This window comes from Pigmentiphaga soli (assembly GCF_039541095.1).
Taxonomy (GTDB): Bacteria; Pseudomonadota; Gammaproteobacteria; order Burkholderiales; family Burkholderiaceae_B; genus Pigmentiphaga; species Pigmentiphaga soli.
Genome location: NZ_BAABFO010000032.1, coordinates 1 through 20,804, shown reverse-complemented (window position 1 = coordinate 20,804; position 20,804 = coordinate 1). Strand labels below are relative to the sequence as shown.

The 20,804-nt window shown below is 70.2% G+C and carries 15 protein-coding genes; 11 read left to right on the top strand and 4 right to left on the bottom strand.

Annotation, left to right across the window (positions count from 1 at the left end; all coding sequences use genetic code 11):
- Nucleotides 1-10: 10 nt before the first annotated feature.
- The 10 genes from tssF (at nt 11) to ABD927_RS22115 (ending at nt 16,995) form a co-directional block, all read left to right on the top strand.
- Complete coding sequence (gene tssF / locus ABD927_RS22160; RefSeq protein WP_345252062.1) at nt 11-1,882, top strand: type VI secretion system baseplate subunit TssF; 1,872 nt, start codon at nt 11-13, stop codon at nt 1,880-1,882.
- Nucleotides 1,858-2,934 carry a type VI secretion system baseplate subunit TssG gene (tssG, locus tag ABD927_RS22155; RefSeq protein WP_345252061.1) on the top strand — a complete coding sequence of 359 codons (1,077 nt, stop codon included), beginning with the start codon at nt 1,858-1,860 and terminating at the stop codon, nt 2,932-2,934. Before tssF ends, tssG begins: the two co-directional genes overlap by 25 nt.
- A gap of 976 nt (nt 2,935-3,910) precedes the next feature.
- Entirely contained in the window at nt 3,911-6,715 is a 2,805-nt protein-coding gene (tssH, locus tag ABD927_RS22150) for a type VI secretion system ATPase TssH (RefSeq protein WP_345252060.1), read from the top strand.
- Nucleotides 6,716-6,752: 37 nt separating this feature from the next.
- Nucleotides 6,753-9,509: a type VI secretion system Vgr family protein gene (locus tag ABD927_RS22145; protein WP_345252059.1), complete on the top strand. Its 2,757-nt coding sequence runs from the start codon at nt 6,753-6,755 to the stop codon at nt 9,507-9,509.
- An 18-nt stretch (nt 9,510-9,527) separates the two neighbouring features.
- Entirely contained in the window at nt 9,528-12,116 is a 2,589-nt protein-coding gene (locus tag ABD927_RS22140) for a DUF2169 family type VI secretion system accessory protein (protein WP_345252058.1), read from the top strand.
- Nucleotides 12,113-13,159 (top strand): pentapeptide repeat-containing protein, encoded by a 1,047-nt coding sequence (locus tag ABD927_RS22135; protein WP_345252057.1) that lies wholly within the window; start codon nt 12,113-12,115, stop codon nt 13,157-13,159. Before ABD927_RS22140 ends, ABD927_RS22135 begins: the two co-directional genes overlap by 4 nt.
- 24 nt (nt 13,160-13,183) lie before the next feature.
- On the top strand, nt 13,184-13,918 hold the full coding sequence (locus tag ABD927_RS22130; protein WP_345252056.1) for a DUF3540 domain-containing protein: 735 nt from the start codon (nt 13,184-13,186) through the stop codon (nt 13,916-13,918).
- A 10-nt stretch (nt 13,919-13,928) separates the two neighbouring features.
- Nucleotides 13,929-14,327 (top strand): DUF4150 domain-containing protein, encoded by a 399-nt coding sequence (locus ABD927_RS22125; protein ID WP_345252055.1) that lies wholly within the window; start codon nt 13,929-13,931, stop codon nt 14,325-14,327.
- Nucleotides 14,328-14,363: 36 nt separating this feature from the next.
- Nucleotides 14,364-15,995: a type VI secretion system-associated FHA domain protein TagH gene (tagH, locus tag ABD927_RS22120; RefSeq protein WP_345252054.1), complete on the top strand. Its 1,632-nt coding sequence runs from the start codon at nt 14,364-14,366 to the stop codon at nt 15,993-15,995.
- A gap of 193 nt (nt 15,996-16,188) precedes the next feature.
- Nucleotides 16,189-16,995 carry a PP2C family protein-serine/threonine phosphatase gene (locus ABD927_RS22115; RefSeq protein ID WP_345252053.1) on the top strand — a complete coding sequence of 269 codons (807 nt, stop codon included), beginning with the start codon at nt 16,189-16,191 and terminating at the stop codon, nt 16,993-16,995.
- A 10-nt stretch (nt 16,996-17,005) separates the two neighbouring features.
- On the opposite strand, the gene ABD927_RS22110 is transcribed toward ABD927_RS22115, so the two are convergent.
- Nucleotides 17,006-17,137, bottom strand: coding sequence for a PIN domain-containing protein (locus ABD927_RS22110; RefSeq protein WP_345252052.1), 132 nt, complete (start codon nt 17,135-17,137; stop codon nt 17,006-17,008).
- A 219-nt stretch (nt 17,138-17,356) separates the two neighbouring features.
- Between ABD927_RS22110 and ABD927_RS22105 the strand changes: the two genes are divergently transcribed.
- Nucleotides 17,357-18,064 (top strand): GntR family transcriptional regulator, encoded by a 708-nt coding sequence (locus tag ABD927_RS22105; RefSeq protein WP_345252051.1) that lies wholly within the window; start codon nt 17,357-17,359, stop codon nt 18,062-18,064.
- Nucleotides 18,065-18,268: 204 nt separating this feature from the next.
- On the opposite strand, the gene tssC is transcribed toward ABD927_RS22105, so the two are convergent.
- The 3 genes from tssC to ABD927_RS22090 all read right to left on the bottom strand — a co-directional run.
- Nucleotides 18,269-19,762: a type VI secretion system contractile sheath large subunit gene (tssC, locus tag ABD927_RS22100; RefSeq protein WP_345252050.1), complete on the bottom strand. Its 1,494-nt coding sequence runs from the start codon at nt 19,760-19,762 to the stop codon at nt 18,269-18,271.
- 32 nt (nt 19,763-19,794) lie between these two features.
- On the bottom strand, nt 19,795-20,316 hold the full coding sequence (gene tssB / locus ABD927_RS22095; RefSeq protein WP_345252049.1) for a type VI secretion system contractile sheath small subunit: 522 nt from the start codon (nt 20,314-20,316) through the stop codon (nt 19,795-19,797).
- Nucleotides 20,317-20,483: 167 nt separating this feature from the next.
- Nucleotides 20,484-20,804: type VI secretion system protein TssA (locus ABD927_RS22090; protein ID WP_425570337.1), on the bottom strand; the 321-nt coding region annotated here is incomplete at its 5' end.

The following is a 20,804-nucleotide window of genomic DNA, read 5'->3' as shown; positions in this document are numbered from 1 at the left end:
AGGCGCCGCCATGGACCCGCGCCTGCTGCGCCACTACAACCTCGAACTGCAGCACCTGCGCGAGATGGGCGCCGAGTTCGCGCGCCAGTTCCCGAAGATCGCGGCGCGGCTGGGCATGGAAGGCATCGAGGTGGCCGATCCCTACGTGGAGCGGCTGCTCGAAGGCTCGGCCTTCCTGGCGGCACGCGTCCAGCTCAAGCTGGAAGAGGAATTCCCGCGTTTCACCCAGCGGCTGCAGCAGATCCTGTATCCGCACGCATTGCAGCCGGTGCCGTCGATGCTGATCGCGCAGCTGCGGCCCAACCTGGACGAGCCCAAGCTGGCCGACGGCGTGGCCATCGCGCGCGGCACCGCGCTCACCGGCCGCAAGCCGGCCGGCGAGCCCACCGCCTGCGAATTCCTGACCGGCCACGAGGTGACGCTGTGGCCGCTGGAAGTGGCGCAGGTGCGCTACCAGAGCCACGCGCCCGACCTCAAGCTGACCGCGCTGCCGTTCGCGCGCCAGATCAAGGGCGCGCTGCGGCTGCGGCTGAAGGCCACCGCCGGCCTCACGCTGGCGCAGCTCGCGCTGGACCGCCTGCGGCTGTATTTCGGCGGCGTCGACGACACCGCCTTCCAGCTGCACGAACTGGTGACCGGCAACGCGCTCGGCGTGCTGGTGGCGGTGCCGGGCGGCGAGATCGCGCCGGCGGTGCTGCCGGCCGACGCCATCGCCCCGGCCGGGCTGGACGACGACGAGGCCCTCTTGCCGATGACGCCGCCGTCGTTCCAGGGCCACCGCCTGCTGCAGGAATACTTCGCCTTCCCGCAGCGCTACCTGTTCGCCGATCTGGACGGCCTGTCGCAGATCCTGCCGCGCTGCGCCGCGCCGGAGATCGAGATCGCGATCCTGCTGGGCGTGGGCGATGCCACGCTGGAACATCGCGTCTCGGCCGAGAACCTGCTGCTGAACTGCACCCCCGCGGTCAACCTGTTCCCGCGCCGCGCCGACCGCATCCTGGTGGCCGACGGCCAGCACGATTTCCACGTCGTGCCCGACCGCACCCGGCCGCTCGATTTCGAGGTGCACTCCATCCTCGAACTGAAAGGCTATGCCGCGGGCAACGACCGCGAGCAGACCTTCCATCCGCTGTATGCCGCCTTCCACGGCGAGCCGGTCGACCACCAGGCCTACTACACCCTGTGGCGCGAGCCGCGCAGGCTGTCGGACCGCCGCAAGCGAGAAGGCCACCGTTCCAGCTACGTCGGCCGCGAGGTGTACGCGGCGCTGGTCGATCCGCGCGAAGCGCCGTACCGCCAGGACCTGCGCCAGCTGGCCTTCAACACGCTGTGCACCAATCGCGACCTGCCGCTGATCATGCCCGTCGGCGGCGGCCGCAGTGATTTCACCCTCGACATCTCGGCGCCGGTGGAATCGGTGCGCTGCGTGAAGGGCCCGTCGCGCCCGCATGCGCCGGGGCTGGACGCCGGCTCGGGCTGGCGGCTGCTCAATCTGCTGTCGCTGAACTACCTGTCGCTGCTCGACGACACCGGCGGCGACGGCGCGGCCGCGCTGCGCGCCCTGTGCGCGCTGTACGTGGCGGAGGGCGACGCCGCCGGCCGCAACCAGGTCAACGGCCTGCTGCGGGTGGCCTCGCGCCCCGTGGTGCGCCGCCTGCCGATGCCGGGCCCGATCGCCTTCGGCCGCGGCATCGAGATCACGCTCACCTTCGACGAACTGGCGTTCCAGGGCGCCAGCGCCTATCTGCTGGGCACCGTGCTGGACCGCTTCCTGGCCCGCCACGCCTCGCTCAACAGTTTCGTGCAGACGGTGATCCATTCCACCTCGCGCGGCGAGATCGCGCGCAAGGCGCCGCGATGCGGGACCAGGCCGATCCTGTAGCGCCGGCCTGCGCCGGCGCCGCCGCGCTGCACCGTTATCTCGACCGCGTGGCCGCGGCGCCGTACCGGCACGACCTGTTCCAGGTGCTGCGCACGATCGAGGCGCTGACGCCCGAACTGCCGCGCCTGGGCCAGGCCTACCGGATCGGCGACGAGCCGATCCGCATCGGGCAGGGCGCGGCGCTGGAATTCGCGCCGTCGCCGGTATCGCGCCTGCAGCGCGACGGCGACGGCCGCCCGCGGCTGGAGCAGGCGGTGCTGGGCCTGCTGGGCCCCAATGGCCCGCTGCCGCTGCACCTGACGGATTTCGTGCGCGAACGGGTGCTGCACCACGGCGACCGCACGCTGGCTCGCTTTCTGGACATGCTGGCGCACCGCCAGATCTTGCTGTTCTACCGCGCATGGGCGCAAAGCCAGCCGGCCACCGGCCTGGACCGCCCGCGCGACGACCCCTACGCGCGCTACGTGGGCGCACTGATCGGCATCGGCCTCCCTGAACTACGCCACCGCGACGCCGTCCCCGATTACCTGAAGCTGCACTACGCGGGCCTGTTCAACGGCGCCGCGCGCCAACCCGAAAACCTGGCCGCGATCCTGTCCGGCTATTTCCGCGTCCCGGTGGAAATCCAACCCTACATCGGCCATTGGATGCGCATCCCGCGCCGCGACCGCCTCGTCCTGCGCGCCCCGCCGCGCGGCATCCGCCGCCACGCAATGGGCGTCTGGCCGTTGGGCGGCGGCGCGCTGCTGGGCCGCACCGTCTGGGACAGACAGCACAAATTCCGCCTGCAAGCCGGCCCGCTAACCCTCGCCCAATACGAAGACTTCCTCCCCGGCGGCTCGGCCCTGCCCGCCCTGGTCGCCGCCGTGCGCTTCTACCTGAGCCAGGAACTCGACTGGGACCTGCGCCTGGTACTGAAGAAAGACGACGTACCCCGCATACGCCTCGGCCAGGCTGGCAGACTGGGATATACCACTTGGCTGGGACGACGCCGGGTCAATACCGATGCTGATGATCTCATGCTCGATGCTGACAATAGAGTGGTGCGGTGAAGGAGAAGTGGCGTACTTAAGGCGTTCGGAGACCGTTGGGCGGCCCTGGGGGGGCGCAGAGGAGTCGGTCCTCCAGCCCCTCGGGGGGCTTCCGGACACCGCTTCGGCCCGCTCGTACGGGCCCGTGCGGGCCCTCCCTTCGCGTGCGCCTCGTGCGCCTCGCTCGCCTCCTATGCGCCCCCCAGGGCCGCCCAACGGTCTCCGAACTCACGTCAGCGGCTCACACTCGTCGCGTTGACGGTCTGCGTGCTTGGCCCTTCGTGGGTAGCGTTCGCTGTGCACAGAAAGAGTTGCTGGCGCCCGTTCGCAGGGCGCCGCCTATGGCGGTCCCTGCGAACGTACATGGCAGTGGCTTGCCGATGGCGTTTGTACGGGCGAGGGCCGGTGCTGCACAGCGGCCGTGGTGCGTCGAGTCGACCGTTGTTTACCCGGCCAAGGTCAGCCAGCGGCCTGCGACGGCCGCTGACCATGTATCTGCGCAGACCGTCCCTGCACCAACAACCGATGCCAGCCAAGCCACGTATGTGCGCCGGGACCGCCATAGGCGGCGCCCGGCGAACGGGCATCAGCAACTCTTTCTGTGCACAGTGAACGCCACCCACGAAGGGCCAAGCACACAGCCCGTGCCCGGGGCGAGAGTGAGCCGAAAACGTCAGGCCGACGGGGTGGGGGCGGGCCTGGGGCGCGCATAGGAGGCGAGCGAGGCGCACGCGAAGGGAGGGCCCGCACGGGCCCGTACGAGCGGGCCGAAGCGGTGTCCGGAAGCCCCCCGAGGGGCTGGAGGACCGACTCCTCTGCGCGCCCCAGGCCCGCCCCCACCCCGTCGGACGTTTTAGAACTCAAACCCCCATGTACCGCATTCAGCCTATTGCCCCACCCCCTTGAAAAAACCCACCCCAAGTTTCGTCTTTACAGCAAGGCGGCCCCAACGCAAGAGGCCCGCATTTCGCCAACGCTATCGAGTGAAAGGTCGGAAATGGCAGAGATCAGCCGCGTGGCCCTGTTCGGCAAGCTCAATCCGCTGGCCTACAAGGCCATCGAAGGCGCGACGGTGTTCTGCAAGTTGCGCGGGAATCCCTATGTGGAGCTGGAGCACTGGCTGAACCAGCTATTGCAGTTGCAGGATTCCGACCTGCATCGGATCCTGCGCCACTACAACGTCGACGCCTCCGTGCTGGCCCGCGACCTGACCGCCGCGCTGGACCGCCTGCCGCGCGGCGCGACTTCGATCAGCGACCTGTCCGAACACATCTCCGACGCCGTCGAGCGCGCCTGGGTCTACGGCACGCTGATGTTCGGCGAATCCCAGGTACGCAGCGGCCACGTGCTGGTCGGCCTGCTCAAGACCCAGCGCCTGGCCCATCCGCTGCTGGCCATCTCGCGCCAATTCGAACGCGTCAAGCTCGAGGACCTGTGCGAAAACTTCGCCCGCATCGTCGGCGGCTCCCCCGAGGCGCAATTGCGCGCGCAGGACGGCAGCGGCTATGGCCAGGCCGCGCCCGGCGAGGCTTCCGACGCGCTGGCGCCGGCGCAGATGGGCAAGCAGGACGCCCTCAAGCGCTTCGCCGTCGACCTGACCGATAAGGCGCGCAAGGGCGAACTCGATCCGGTCACCGGCCGCGACGAGGAAATCCGGCAGATCGTCGACATCCTGATGCGCCGCCGCCAGAACAACCCGCTGCTGACCGGCGAGGCCGGGGTCGGCAAGACCGCGGTGGTCGAAGGCTTCGCGCAGCGCCTGGCGCGCGGGGACGTGCCGCCGCAGTTGCGGGAGGTATCGCTGCTTACGCTCGACATCGGCCTCTTGCAGGCCGGCGCCAGCATGAAAGGCGAGTTCGAGCAGCGCCTGCGCCAGGTGATCGACGAAGTGCAGGCCAGCGAAAAGCCCATCATCCTGTTCATCGACGAAATCCACACCCTGGTGGGCGCCGGCGGCGCGGCCGGCACCGGCGATGCGGCCAACCTGCTCAAGCCCGCGCTGGCGCGCGGCAATCTGCGCACCGTGGGCGCCACCACCTGGGCCGAATACAAGAAGTACATCGAGAAGGATCCGGCGCTGACCCGCCGCTTCCAGGTGGTGCAGGTGCCCGAGCCCGACGAGGCCAAGGCCGTGCAGATGCTGCGCGGCGTGGCCGCGGTGCTGGAATCGCACCATCGCGTGCAGCTGCTGGACGAGGCGCTGGAAGCGGCCGTCAAGCTGTCGCACCGCTACATCCCGGCGCGCCAGCTGCCCGACAAGGCGGTCAGCCTGCTCGACACCGCCTGCGCGCGCGTCGCGGTCAGCCAGCACGCCACGCCGCCGGCGGTGGAAGATTGCCAGCGCCGCATCGAGGCGCTGTCGATCGAACGCGACATCGTCCGCCGCGAGGCCGGCATCGGCATCGACAACGCCGCCCGCCGGGCCGAAATCGGCCAGTTGCTGGCTGCCGAGCAGGATCGGCTGGCCACCCTGCAGGCGCAGTGGAACGAAGAAAAGCGCCGGGTCGACCGCATCCTGGAACTGCGCGGCGAACTGCGCCGCGCGGGGCAGGCGGTGGATGCGCCGGCCGGCGACGCTGGCGAGAGCGCCGGCGACGGGGCAGCCACCGCGTCGTCCGCCGCGTCCGCGTCCTTCTCCGCGACGGCTGCCGATCCCGCCGGTGCCGGCGATGCCTCGGCCGCGTCCTCGTCCGACCCGGCCGCCGATCCGGCCCTGGCCGGCAAGCTCGCCGAACTGCGCGCCCTGCAAGCCGAACTGGCCGAAGTCCAGGGCGAAACCCCGCTGGTCCTGTCCACCGTCGACGAAGCCGCGGTCGCCTCGGTCGTCGCCGACTGGACCGGCATTCCCGTCGGCCGCATGGTCAAGAACGAAGTCAGCGCCGTGCTGCAACTGGCCGACGCCCTGAACCGCCGCGTGATCGGCCAGCGCCACGGCCTGGAGATGATCGCCCGCCGCATCCAGACCTCGCGCGCCCGCCTGGACAACCCCAACAAGCCGATCGGCGTCTTCATGCTGTGCGGCACCTCCGGCGTGGGCAAGACCGAGACCGCGCTGGCGCTGGCCGACGCCCTGTACGGCGGCGAGCAGAACGTCATCACGATCAACATGAGCGAGTTCCAGGAAGCGCACACCGTTTCCACGCTCAAGGGCGCGCCGCCCGGCTACGTCGGCTACGGCGAAGGCGGCATCCTGACCGAGGCCGTGCGCCGCCGCCCGTACAGCGTGGTGCTGCTGGACGAAGTCGAGAAGGCCCACCCCGACGTGCACGAAATCTTCTTCCAGGTCTTCGACAAGGGCTGGATGGAAGACGGCGAAGGCCGCTACATCGATTTCAAGAACACCATCATCCTGCTCACCTCCAACGTCGGCTCCGACCTCATCATGGGCCTGTGCAAGGATCCCGAGCTGCTGCCCGACCCGGAAGGCCTGGCCAAGTCGCTGCGCGAACCGCTGCTCAAGGTATTCCCCGCCGCGCTGCTGGGCCGCGTGGTCACCATCCCCTACTACCCGCTGTCCGACGAAATGATGGCCCAGATCGTGCGCCTGCAGCTCGACCGCATCGGCCGCCGCGTGCGCGAGAACCACAAGGTGCCGTTCGACTACGACGACGAGATCGTGCGCCTGATCGTCTCGCGCTGCACCGAGGCCGAGTCGGGCGGCCGCGTGATCGATGCGCTGCTCACCAACACCGTGCTGCCGCGCGTGGCCACCGAATACCTGACGCGGCTGACCGAGGGCCGCGAACTGAACCGGGTGGCGCTGTCGGTGCGCGACGGCGAATTCGCCTACGCCTTCGATTGACGGCCGCGCGCCGAGCCACAGGAAGCGGACCGCTGCGATGCCCACCAAGCCCCTGATGACATTCGAGTCGCCCGCCGGCGACGACCTGCTGTTCTCCAGCCTGCGCGGCAGCGCCGAGCTGGGCCGTCCCTACGAATACGAGGTCACGCTGCTGTCGCGCAATCCCTCGGTCGACCTGCGCTCGCTGGTCGGCCAGCGGGTGGCGGTCGAGCTGGGCCTGCCCGACGGCACCCGCCGCAAGTTCCACGGCTACGTGGTGCGCTTCCGGCAGACCGGCATGCGCGGCCGCTACCACGTCTACCAGGCCAGCCTGCGGCCCTGGCTGTGGCTGCTCAGGCGCCGCACCAACTCGCGCATCTATCCGTCGGTGCCGGCGCAGTCCGGCGGTTCGCCGCCGCCGGCGCCGCGCGCGCCGTTGACGGCCAAGGGCGTGGTGGAACATGTCTTCAACGACAAGGTCTACCAGCGCATCGATTTCGGCGCCGGCATCGACTGGCACATCCAGAACCGCGAAATGCCGGAGCGCGACTTCTGGGTGCAGTACCGCGAGTCGGATTTCAACTTCGTCAGCCGCCTGCTCGAAGACGAGGGCGTCCACTACTGGTTCTGGGACAAGCAGGGCGACGAGCAGATGCGCATCGCCGACACCCTGTCGGCGCACGACACCGTGCCCGGCTACGAAACGCTGCCCTTCGGCCGGCTGCAGGACGACAACGAAGTCGTGCACGCATGGCGGCCCCGCGTCAACCTGCGCACGCCCGCCGCGCGCGTGATGGACTACGACTTCACCCATCCGCCCCCATTGGACCCGGGCGCCGTGCTGAACATGCAGCTGGACCGCCAGCACCTGGATCTGGACGTCCAGCTCGACGACTTCCCCGACCTCGAACTGTTCGAGTATCCGGCCCGCTTCCTCACCGACAGCCAGGGCGGCAGCCGCGCGATGGCGCGCGCCGACGAAGCCGGCGCCGATTGGTGCGGCGCCTCGGGCGAAACCAACGCGCGCGGCCTGGCCGTGGGCACGCGGTTCAAGCTCGAAGGCCATCCACGCGCCGAGCAGAACGACGAATACGTCGTCATCCGCGCCGAATACGAACTCGACTTCGCCGACTACGAAGGCCTGGACGACACGCCCCAGCTCACCCGCTACACTTGCCGCTTCGACGCCCTGCCCGCCTTCCGCCCCTACGCGCCGGCGCGCAGCACCCCGCGGCCGCGCGTGCGGGGCCCGGAGACGGCGATCGTCGCCGGCCCGGCGGGCGAGGAAATCCACACCGACGAATACGGCCGGGTCAAGGTCCAGTTCCTGTGGGACCGCGAAGGCACGCAGGACGAGAACAGCTCCTGCTACGTGCGCGTGTCGCATCCCTGGGCCGGCAACCAGTGGGGCATGATCGCCATCCCCCGCATCGGCCAGGAAGTGATCGTCGATTTCCTGCAAGGCGACCCCGACCGCCCCATCATCACCGGCCGCGTCTACAACGCCGCCAACATGCCGCCCTACGACCTGCCGCTGAACAAGACGCAGACCGGCATCAAGACGCGCTCCACGCCCGGCGGCACGATCCAGAACTTCAACGAGCTGCGCTTCGAGGACAAGAAGGGCGAAGAGCAGGTCTACATCCACGCCGAACGCAATATGGACGTGAAGGTCGAGAACGACAGCTCGCTGTCGGTCGACGCCAACCGCGCCGTGAGCGTCGGCGCCAGCCGCACCACCACCATCAAGGGCGACTTCGACAAGCTGTTCATCAAGAACAAGCACCACGTCGAAGTCGACAAGGGCGAGGACTACACCGTCAAGGAAGGCGGCCAGGTCATCCGCGTCAACAGCGGCGGCCAGTACCTGGGCTCGAAATCCGGCAAGCAGGAGTTCTACACCGACACCGGCCAGCAGGTCACCGTGCTGGGCTCGGAAGGCCAGAAGGTGTACGTGCAGGGCGGCCAGGGCGTGACCGTCACCGACGGCGACGCGGTGCTGTACGTCAGCGGCCACGACCGCAAGGTGGGCGCCAGCAACATCGAGCACGTGGCGATGGCGGGCGACATCAACCAGATCGCCAGCAACACCTATTTCGCCCAGGGCGCCGACCTCAAGTTCAAGTCCACCGGCCAGGTGCTGTTCGCCTGCGACGGCGATTTCAAGATCATGAACGGCGGCAGCTACTCGGTCACCAACATGGGCTCGACCACCGCCACCAAGCTCGGTTCGTGGACGGACCTGACGGTATCGATCGGCAACACCACCAGCCTGGCGCTGACCAACGCCACCAGCATGGGCCTGACCAACAGCACCTCGATATCGCTGAAGCTGGACACCTCGGTCGGCGTGTCGTTCGGCTGCAAGCTTTCCGCCGACCTCAGCAATACGCTGCTGAAGGTCGACAGCGCCGGCATGAACACCGAGCTGGCCACGCTCAAGCTGATCAACGGCGGCGGCGGAGGCGGCGGCGGAGGAGGGGGGGCCGCCGGTCCGTACACCGGCTGGGGCATCGCCAGCATCGTCGGTTCCATCGTGTCCGGCGCCGCCAGCTATTTCAATCTCTTCTCGGCCAGCGGCGCGATCACCATCGGCGCGTTCGACCACTCGGACGGCAAGACCCCGTACCAGGCCGCCTGGGAAAAGGCCGGCAACAGCATCGCCGAAGGCTTCTACCCCGACATCTCGCCGCCCGCGCCGCCCACCGCCGACGAGCAGCAGGCCGATCGCGACGCCAGCCTGCCGCCGGCCGACCCGGCCGCCGCCGGCCAGGGCATCAGCCTCTCGGCGCCCTCGGCGGGCACGCCGCGATAACGGCGCCGCGCGATGCAGGTGCTCAAGCCACTCACCCTGGGGGTCGGCACGCGCAGCCTGGAATGGCGCCGCCGCTTCGGCATGGCGGTCACCGTGTCGTGCTACTTCTCGTACGCCGGGCCCGGCGCCGCCACGCTGCGCACCGACGTGTCGATGTGGTCGATGCTGGCGCGCGAGATGGCCATGCCGCTGATCGACGAGGGTTTCCCCAAGCGGACCCCGGAGTTCCTGGTCTGGGGCGCCGCCTGCCCGCCCGAGGGGCCGGCCACGGCCTGCGCGGTGCGCGCGCGCGTGGGCCGGCTGGAGAAGCGGCTGGTCGTCTCCGGCGACCGCTACTGGGACGGCGACCGCATCAGCGCGCCGCAGCCTTTCCACTTCATGCCGCTCGACTGGCACCACGCCTACGGCGGCCCCGACTTCGCCGCCAACCCGCTGGGCCGCGGCCGCGCGCCCGACGCCAAAGGCGTGGTCTGGCTGCCCAACGTCGAGCTGCCCCAGGCCCGGCTGACCGCGCGCCGCCAGGCGCCGCCGCCGGCCGCCTTCGGCTACGTCGACCCGGCCTGGCCGCAGCGCGCGTCGCTGCGCGGCACCTACGACGAAAACTGGTACCGCGAACATTCGCCCGGCCTGGCGCCCGACGTCGACTGGCGCCACTTCAACCTCGCCCCGCAGGACCAGTGGTTCGACGCCCCGCTGCGCGGCGACGAGGACTTCGAATTCGAGCACATGCATCTGCACAAGCCGCTGGTGTCGGGCCGCCTGCCCGGCCTGCGCGCGCGCTGTTTCATGCAACTGCGCGACGGCACGCGCCGCGAGGCGCCGCTGGCGCCCACCACCATCTGGTTCCTGCCGCACCTGGAATGCGGCATCCTGCTGTTCCACGGCATGATCGAAACCCGCAGCGAAGACGGCGAAGAAATCGACGTCCTGATGGCCGCCTGCGAACGGCTGGACGAACCGCGCTCCGACGCCCACTACCACGAGGTCATGAGCAAACGGCTGCATCCGCAGGCCGGCCACATCTACGCGCTGCGCGACAGCGACCTGGTGCCGGCCGGCATGCTCGGCGCCGATCCCGATTTCGAGTCCGCTCAGCAGGACTACGCGCCGGCCGGCCTGCGCGCCGACGCCCAGGTGCGCAAGGTGCAACTGCAGGTGGAGCGCGTGCGCCAGCGCCTGCGCCTGCAAGGGGTCGATCCCGACAAGATCGGCGTGCGCGTGCCCGAACGCGAAAAGCCGCCCAGCCTGGACGAACTGCCCGACTACCTCGAGCGCCAGCTGGCCGCCGCCGCCGAGCAGCAGAAGGCGGCCGCCGCCGAAAGCGTGCAGATGATGCGGCGCGCCCGCGCCCAGGCCGACGCGCTTGGGGTCGACCCCGCCACGCTCGGCCATCGCGGCCCGCCGGATTTCAAGGCCGACGAATACCTGGCCCGCATCCGGCAGGCCGCCGCCGTCGCCGGCAAGCCGGTCGACAACCTGCCCGCCCTGCAGGCCAAGCTCAAGCAGGCCCAGGCCGTGGCGCGCCTGAACTACCTGTGCACCGCGCACGCCCAGCCGCCGGCGCCGCCCATGGACCCGGCACGCGCCGCGCGTGCCCGCGCCGAAGTGCAGCGCCGCCTGGCCGCCGGCGAAAGCCTGGCGGCGGTCGACCTGACCGGCGCCGACCTGTCGGGGCTGGACCTGCGCGGCGCCGATTTCTCGGCCGCGCACCTGGAATCGGCCGACCTGTCGCGCGCCAACCTGTCGGGCGCCGATTTCTGCATGGCCGTGCTGGCGCACGCCAACCTCGAAGGCGCGGTGGCGATCGGCACCCTGTTCATGGGCGCCAACCTGGCCAAGGCCCGGCTGGCCGGCGCCGTGTTCGACCGCGCCAACCTCGACCGCGCCGTCATGATGCAGACGCAGTGGCTCGACCTGAGCCTGCGCGGCGCCGTGCTGACCGGCATCCAGTGGTTCGAATCCGCCTTCGCGCCGGCCGACTGGAGCGGCGCCACGGCCGACGGCCAGACCTTCCTCAAGGCCGACCTGAAGCAGATGCTGTGGGAAGGCGTGCGGATGCGCCAGGCCACCTTCATCGAATGCGACCTGAGCGGCATCGACCTGCGCGGCGCCGACCTGGCCGAAGCGTCGTTCGTCGGCTGCAAGGGGCAGGGCGCCCAATGCGCCGGCGCCAACCTCGAACGCGTGGCCTTCGCGCAGGGCTGCGATTTCTCCGGCGCGGTGTTCACCGGCGCCCGGCTGCCGCGCGCCAACTTGCGCGGCGCGCGGCTGGCCGGCTGCGACTTCGGCGGCGCCGTGCTCGACGGCGCCGACCTGTCGGAAGCCGCCCTGGCCGGCGCAGCGCTGCCGCGCGCCAGCCTGCGCGGCAGCCTGCTGGTCAAGACCGACCTGCGCGATGCCCGGGCCGGCGGCGTCAACCTGAAGGATGCCATCCTGCAACGCGCGCTGCTCACCGGCGCCGACCTGCGCCATGCCAACCTGTACGGCAGCGACCTGTCGCGCGTGGCGGTGGACGACGCCACGCTGCTAGAAGGCGCGCTGGCCGACCGCGCGCGGCTGCACCCGCGCCTGCCGCCCGGCCGCGCGGCCGAAGAAGGCGCATCATGACCCCGCAGGAACTGGTCAGCCACGTCTACTACGGCGAGCCCATCATCGGCCTGTCGTTCGCCGGCGCCGACCTGCGCGGCCTGCTGCTGGCCGGCGGCATCTTCCAGCAGGCGGATTTCTCCCACGCCGACCTGCGCGGCGCCGACCTGCGCGAATCGGTATTCGACCAGTGCGTGTTCGACCACGCCATGCTGTCGGGCGCCGCGCTGCGCGGCGCGATGCTGCACCAGTGCGCCGCCGCCCACGCCACGTTCGAAGATGCCGTGCTGCGCAACGCCAACATCGTGCAATGCCGGCTCGACCACGCGCGCATGGCGGGCGCCGATTTCAACCTCGGGGTCATCGACCGCAGCACGCTGCAACAGGCCGACCTGCGCCGCGCCGTGTTCGACCGCAGCTCGCTGCTGGGCGCCGACCTGACCGGCGCCGCGTTCGACGGCGCCACGCTCACGCAGACCACCCTGTCGTCCTGCCTGGCCGCGCATTCCACCTGGGAAGGCGCCAGGCTGTCGATCACCGCCTTCCACCAGATGGACCTGGCCGGCCACCGCTTCGCCGGCATGTCGCTGCCGCGCTGCCAGTTCTTGGACAGCCGGCTCGACGGCGCCGACTTCAGCGACGCCGTCATCCGCCAGTGCAACTTCACCGGCGCCCAGCTGGACGGCGCCAATTTCGCCCGCGCGCGCGCCGCCTTCGCGCTGTTCCCCCAGGTCCGCGCCGAACGCTGTTCCTTCAGCGAGGCCGAATTGAACAACGCGATCTTCGCCGGCGCCACGCTGGCCGGCTGCCGCTTCGACCGCGCCGTCCTGCAGCAGGCCATATTCAGCGACGCCGACCTGCGCGGCAGCCTGTTCAACCATGCCGACCTGACCTACGCCGACTTCTCGCGCGCCGTGCTCGAAGACGCCGACCTGCGCGGCGCCGCCATGCCGCGCGCCAACCTGCACGCCGTGCGCGACGACCGCGCCCAATACACCGACCGCGCCCGCGCGCTCGGCACCGACCCGGTCCGCGCCCGCGCCGAACAATGGCAGCCGGCCTGACCGGACATCACCAAGAGGCCTTTCATGAACGTCCTAGCCACCCGACACGCTGCGCCCGCCGAACGGCCACATCTCCATGCCGCCGACGGTCCCTCGCCGGCCGTCCCCGACCCTGGCGCGGCGGCGCCGGCCGCCGACTGCTCCGTACCTGCGCACGCGTGCGCCACCGTCTGCCTGGCGGCAGACGCCCACTACATCCTCGCCATCGGCACGCTGCGCCTGCGCGCCGTGCGCGCCGCCGGCTGCCTGCTGATGCCCGAAGCAGGCGACACCGTGGCCTGGTGGCGCGGCGACGGCGACGGCGGCTACATCCTGTCCGTGCTCGCACGCGCCAACGCCGGCCCGCAGCGCCTGCTGCTCGACGGCGACGCCGAGATCGAGGCGCGCGGCGGCGCGCTGACCCTGCAATCGGCGCAGGCCGTCACGCTGCGCGGCGCCCGCCTGGCGGTCGACGCCGACGAGCTCCACGTACGCGCCGGCAAGGCGCTGGGCGTGTTCGACGCGCTCGAAACCTTCGGCCGCAGCGTCGTCTCCACCATCTCGGAATGGAAAATCTTCGGCACCGAACTGAGCAGCGTGTTCGACCGCGTCTCGCAATACGCGCGCAGCAGCCACCGCGTCACCGACGGCATCGACCACGTCAGCGCCTCCACGCTCGACCTGCGCGGCAAGCAGATGCTCAACCTGCAAGGCGAGAACGTCATGGCCGGCGGCAGCCGGCTGGTGAAAGTGCAGGGCAAGCAGATCCACCTCGGCTGAGGAGCGCGCCATGTTCGCCAACACCCAGATGGCCGGCACCGACATGGGCTTCCCCGACGTCTGCCTGACGCCGGCCCCGCCCGCCCCGCCCATTCCGGTCCCGTATCCGAACGTCGCGATGGGCATGACCGCGGTGCCCAACGTGGTCAACGTGCTGATCGTCGGCATGCCGGCCCACAACCTCGGCACCTCGGTGCCGATGACCAACGGCGACAACGCCGGCGTGGCCACCGGCGTGGCGTCGGGCACCGTGATGGGGCCGTCGCGCCATCTGACCGGCGCCTTCACCGTGCTGATCAACGGCATGCCGGCCACCCGCATGACCAGCATGTCGCTGCAGAACAGCACCAACTGCCCCGGCATGCGGGCGGTGCCCAGCCAGCCGGTCGTCGTGCTGCTGGCGCCCTGAGGCCGCTTTCGTGAACCCGCCATCGAGGAGGCCATCGTGCCCGCGTCCCCTCCGCCCCTGATCCTCGCGGCCGTGACCCTGAACGGGGTGCCGCTGCCCGGCGCCGCGCCGGCGGCGCAGTTCGATCCGCGCGGCGGCACGGTCGGCCGCGCCGACAGCAACCACCTCGTGCTGCCCGACCCCGACCGCACGGTCTCGCGCGTGCACGCGCAGATCGCCTGGCGCGGCGGCGGCTACGTGCTGATCGACCGCGGCAGCAACCCCGTCCAGGTCAACGGCCGCGCGCTGGAGCCCGGCCAGGAAACCCCGCTGGCCGACGGCGACGCCATCCAGGTCGGCGGCTACGTGCTGCGCGCCACGCTATCCGGCGCGCCCCCGTCCTCTGCGCCCCCGCCCGCCGCCGCGCAGCCCGCCGGCGGCCCGGTCGACCTGTTCGCCGGCCTCGGCCCCGCGGCCCCGGCCTCCGCGGACGATCCCTTCGCCGACCTGCTCGCGCCTTCCGATCCGTTCGCCGCAGCGGGGAAGGCGCCGTCCGCGCCCGCTCCCATCCCGGACGACGATCCTTTCGCCGATCTATTGTCCGGCCTCGGTGCCAGTCCCGGCGCGCCGCCCGCTTCCGCGCCGCCGCCTTCGTCCGCATCGCTTCCCGCGGACGGCGCCCTGGGCATCGGCGACCCGCTGGCCAGCACCGATATCGACGACCTGTTCGGCCTGGGCCCGGGCACGAGCGGCGCCGACCCCTTCGCCGACTCGGCCCTTGGCTCGCCGCTGTCCGCGCCCAACACCGCGGCCGGTGCCGATCCATTGGCCAGCCTGCTGGGCGGCGCCGGACCGCAGGCTCCCGCCGCCAGCATTCCCGACGACGTTTTCGAGATCCACGCCGCGTTCACGCCGCCGCGTGAGGCATCGCCAGCTGCCGCGCCACCGCCGGATCTCCTGGCGGATTTCCCGCTCGACCCGCTGCCGGATCCATCGGCCCCCCCTGCGCCAGCCTTCGCGGCGCCCGTCGCGCCTGTCGCGCCCGTCGCGCCCGTCCAGGCCGATCCGCCACCGGCCAGGCCGACGCCCTACGCCCCGCAGTCCGGCGATGCCGCCCTGCTGGCGGCCCTGCAGCAAGGCCTCGGCGTCCCCGGCCTGCAACTTCCCCCGCTGACCCCCGAGTTCGCCCATACCCTGGGCGTGCTGCTGCGCGAAGCCACCCAGGGCACGCTGGACCTGCTGATGGCGCGCGCCGCCACCAAGCGCGAAATACGCGCCGAGGTGACGATGATCGTCGCCAGGGAAAACAACCCGCTCAAATTCTCGCCCACCGTCGAGATCGCCCTCCAGCACCTGTTCGCCTCCATCCCGTCGCGCGGCTTCATGCCCGCCCCCGACGCCATGCGCGACGCCTACGACGACCTGCGCGCCCACCAGTTCGGCTTCATGGCCGGCATGCGCGCCGCCCTGGCCGGGCTGCTGGAACGCTTCGAGCCGGCGCTGCTCGAACAGCGCCTGTCGGCCGGCACCATGCTCGACAAGCTGCCCATGGCCCGCCGCGCCCGCCTGTGGGACCTGTTCACCCAGCTGTACGGACAGATCTCGCGCGAGGCGGCCGACGATTTCCACCAGGCGTTCGGCAAGGCCTTCCTGAAGGCCTACCAGGAACAGATCGATAGAATGGGATGACCCCGCCCACCCCTACGCGCTTCGCGCGCAAGGAGAAGGCCCACCCCTACGCGCTTCGCGCGCCCCTCAAGGGGCGATGCGGGCGGACCGGCGGAGCCGGATCCGCCGCATCCTGGATGCGGTGGGGTGGGTGGGGCGGGGAGGGGCGGGTTGGGGGATGCGGGGATAGCGTGTAGCGCCATGGAAAAGTGACATGAAGATCCAGATCGCGAGCTTTACCGACCCGGGCGGCCGGGAGCGCAACGAAGACAGCTTTCGCGTCGAAGAATACGGCGCGCTGCGGCTGGCGGTGCTGGCCGATGGCGCCGGCGGCCATGGCGGCGGGGATCTGGCTTCTAAGCTGGTGGTGGACACCGCCGCGGAAGCGCTGCTGCGGCGCGCCCGCGGCGGCGCGCCGGTGTTCGGCTCGAACCTCGTGCGCGCCCTGCTGGAAGCCAACGACGCCGTGCTGGAAGGCCAGAACCAGGGCGGCCGCGGCGCCGACATGCGCTCCACCGCGGTCGTGCTGGCCGTGGACGCCGACCTGGCCCAGGCCAGCTGGGCCCACTGCGGCGACAGCCGGCTCTACTGGCTGCGCAACGGCGCCGTCCAAGCCCGCACCAAGGACCACAGCCTGGTGCAGAGCATGGTCGACGCCGGCATGCTGGACGCCGACAAGGCCCCCGGCCACCCGCAGCGCAACGTGCTGCTATCCGCGCTGGGCAGCGCCGACGACCTCGACATCGCCGGCCTGCCCGAACCCGCCGACCTGCGCGAAGGCGACGCCTTCCTGCTCTGTACCGACGGCCTCTGGGACTACCTCGACGACGCCTTCATCGCCGCCGCCCTGTCCCGCGCCGCCGCGCCCGCCGACTGGCTGGCCGACCTGGCCGCCGCCGTCCGCGCCAAGGCCCGCCCCGGCCACGACAACTACACCGCGATCGCGGTCTGGATCGGCCTGCCCGGCGACGTGACCATCATCAGGCCAAGAGCGGCGGCCGCCCCGGGCCCGGCGCCTTGACCCCGATTCGTCAGCCCTGCATCCAGTCTTCCAGCCGCAGGCCAGGCGTGTCTGCGAAATGGCGGGTATTGTGCGTGACCAGCACCAGTCCCTCCGCTACCGCCTGCGCGGCGATCTGCGTGTCGAGACCGTCCCGGCTCACCCCGCGCCGCCTGTTGTGCGCCTTGATGCAGTGGAGAGGCCGGTGTGCAACAGAGGGGGCTATGGCGCAAATGTCCAGCTTCCGCACGGGAGGACGCCCGTCTCCTATAGGTGTAAATCCGATCGAATATCTGATTTAATTGCCGGGAATTATCCCATCGGCGCCGCCCCGCCGCAGCGCCGAACTATACTGATTCCCATGTCGACCCCAGCAAGCCCCATGAAGCGCGAACGGCGGATCCTGTCGGCGGGCGAGCCTGCCTTCGCCAGCCGCAAATCGGTCGGCGACGACGTCTACGACGTCCTGCTCAGCTATCTCATTTCGCTGAAGATCGCCCCAGGCGCCCGCATCCCGATAGACCAACTCTCCCGGGAACTGAACGTTTCGCAAACGCCGATCCGCGCCGCGCTGATACGGCTCGAAAGCGAAGGCCTGGTGGTCAAGACCCATCTGGTGGGTTTCAGCGCGGCGTCCATGCCCACGCCCGGGCGCTTCGCGGAAATCTACCAGGTCCGCCGGCTGCTCGAGCCCTACGCCGCCAGCCGCGCCGCCCTGACCCTAAGCAAGGCGAAGCTGTCCGAACTCGACGCCCTGCACGACGCGATGCGCCGCCCCGGCGGCCGCGACGCCAGGCTGGCCTACGGCAAATTCGCCACCACCGACGCCAAGTTCCACGCGCTGATCGCCCGCGAAGGCGGCGGCGAGCTGCTGGCCGGCATCCTCGGCAAGCTGCACACCCACATGCACCTTTTCCGCATCCTGTTCCATTCCCAGGTGACCGAAGCCGCCATCGCCGAACACGGCGCCATCATGGCGGCGCTGCACGCCGGCGACGAAGCCGCCGCCGGCAGGGCGATGGAACAGCACATCAACCTCTCGTATCAGCGCGTGGCGCCGATCCTGGAGGCGCTGCCCGACCTGGAGTAGCGGCCGCGGTATCTGACCGCTTTGTCCGTCCGCATTCTCCGATATGGCGGCGAGAGGGAAGACACCCCTAGAGCGCCGGTTTCCCGTTTCACGCTGGAAGCCGCCCATGCCGGACAAGCCTTCAGTCCGGGCGCAACCCGACGACATCTTGCGCGGCAATCCCCATTGCGACAAGGCCCGGCCTACTGCGGCCGGGCGCGCCGCTCAGCCCGCCCCCTTCGCCGACGGCAGCTTCGACACCAGCCGCAGCGACACCGTCAGCCCTTCCAGCTGATAATGCGGCCGCAGGAAGAACTTCGACGAGTAATACCCCGGCGCGCCTTCCACTTCCTCCACCTTCACCTCGGCCGCCGCCAGCGGCTTCTCGGCCTTGGTGTGTTCCGACGAGTTGGCCGGGTCGCCGTCCACGTACTGGCTGATCCAGTTGTTCAGCCACACCTCCATGTCGGACCGCTCCTTGAACGACCCCACTTTGTCGCGCACGATGCACTTCAGGTAGTGCGCGAAGCGGTTGCAGGCGAACAGGTAGGGCAGCCGCGCCGCCAGCGCCGCGTTGGCGGTGGCGTCGGGGTCTTCGTACTCGGCCGGCTTGTGCAGCGACTGCGCGCCGATGAAGGCGGCGAAGTCCGAATTCTTGCGATGGATCAGCGGCATGAAGCCATTCTTGGCCAGCTCGGCCTCGCGCCGGTCGGAAATCGCGATCTCGGTCGGGCACTTCATGTCCACGCCGCCATCGTCGGTGGGGAAGGTATGCACCGGCAGCCCCTCCACCGCGCCGCCCGACTCGATGCCGCGGATGCGCGAGCACCAGCCGTATTCCTTGAACGACCGGTTGATGTTGACCGCCATCGCATAAGCCGCATTGGCCCAGGCATAGCGGCTATGGTCGGCCGCGCCGGTGTCTTCCTCGAAGTCGAACTCTTCCACCGGGTTGGTGCGCGAGCCATAAGGCAGCCGCGCCAGGAAGCGCGGCATGGCCAGCGCCAGATAACGCGAATCCTCCGACTCGCGCAGCGACCGCCAGCCGGCATACTCCGGCGTGGAGAAGATCTTGGTCAGGTCGCGCGGATTGGCCAGCTCCTGCCACGAATCCATCTGCAGCAGCGACGGCGCCGCCGCCGCGATGAACGGCGAGTGAGCCGCCGCGGCCACCTTCGACATTTCGCCCAGCAGCTCCACGTCGGGCGGGCTGTGGTCGAAGTTGTAGTCGCCGATCAGCGCGCCGAACGGCTCGCCGCCGAACTGGCCGTACTCTTCCTCGTACACGCGCTTGAACAGCGGGCTCTGGTCCCACGCCGCGCCCTTGTAGCGCTTGAGCGTCTTGCCCAGGTCGTTCTTGCCGATGTTCATCACGCGGATCTTCAGCCGCTCGTCGGTCTCGGTATTGTTGACGAGGTAGTGCAGGCCGCGCCACGCGCCTTCCAGCTTCTGGAAGTCTTCATGGTGCAGGATCAGGTTGATCTGCTCCGACAGCTTGCCGTCGATCTCGGCGATGATGGCCTGGATCGTCTTGACCACGTCCGTGGAGATCAGCGTCGTCTGCGACAGCGCCTGCGCGGCCAGCGTCTGCACCGCGGCGGCCACGGCGCTGCGCGCCTCGTCGGTCTTGGGCTTGAACTCCTTCTGCAGGAGCGACGAAAAATCGCTGCCTTCCAGGGTCAGGCCCTGGAGGTCGCCTTGGGTCTGGGTCTCGGCCATGTCGTGCCTTCGCTAAGAGGGATGGTTGCGGATCAGGCTTCCGACGCCGGGGCGGCGTCGTCGGCGGGCTTGGCCCGGGAGGCCAGCGATTGCAGCAGCGCGGGGTCTTCCAGCACCTTGGCCAGCAGTTCTTCCGCGCCCGACTTGCCGTCCATGTAGGTGACCAGGTTCGACAGCTGGGTGCGGGCTTCCAGCAGCTTGTTCAGCGCGTCCACCTTGCGCGCGATCACCGCCGGCGAAAAATCCTCCATGCTCTCGAAGGTGATGTCCACGTTCAGGTTGCCTTCGCCCGTGAGCGTGTTGGGCACCTGGAACGCCACCCGCGGCTTCATGGCTTTCATGCGGCTGTCGAAATTGTCGACGTCGAATTCCTGGAACTTGCGCTCGCCCACCGGCGGCAGCGGATCGGCCGGCTTGCCCGACAGGTCCGACAGCACCCCCATCACGAAGGGCAGCTGGATTTTCTTCTCCGAGCCGTACAGCTCGACGTCGTACTCGATCTGCACGCGCGGCGCGCGGTTGCGGGCGATGAATTTCTGGCTGCTGGTCGCCATGCGAGGCTCCTTGCTGAAGAGGTGTCCATCCCGTTAAACGAACGGAGGGCGCCAGGATTGAAAAAAGAACGTGGCCCCTCGCTCTTGAGTTGCACCGCCCAGGGCGCCGCGGATCCGGCTCCGCCGGTCCGCCAGCGCCGCCCCCTGGGGAGAGCGGCCGCAGGCCGCTAGGGGGGGGACCCTACGATCACTTCGACCTGCCGCAAGCCGTCCGGCGCAAGCTCGCGCACGATCTCCAGGAAGCCCTTGTCCATCAGCGAACACGCGCGGCGGATCAAGAGCGGCGCGGGATTGGTCGGTTCGTGCCGCTCCAGGTATTCGCACACAAGGTCCAGCGCGCGCAGCGCATCCTGGCGCGACGCGATCGTGCCGGGCGCGGAACGGACGGGCAGGGGAGCGGCGCCGGCGGCCGGCAGGCCATCGGTCCGTTGCGCCGCGGGCGCGGCGCCATCGGCCGCCCCCGCCGCCTCGCCGGCGCGCGCCGCGGC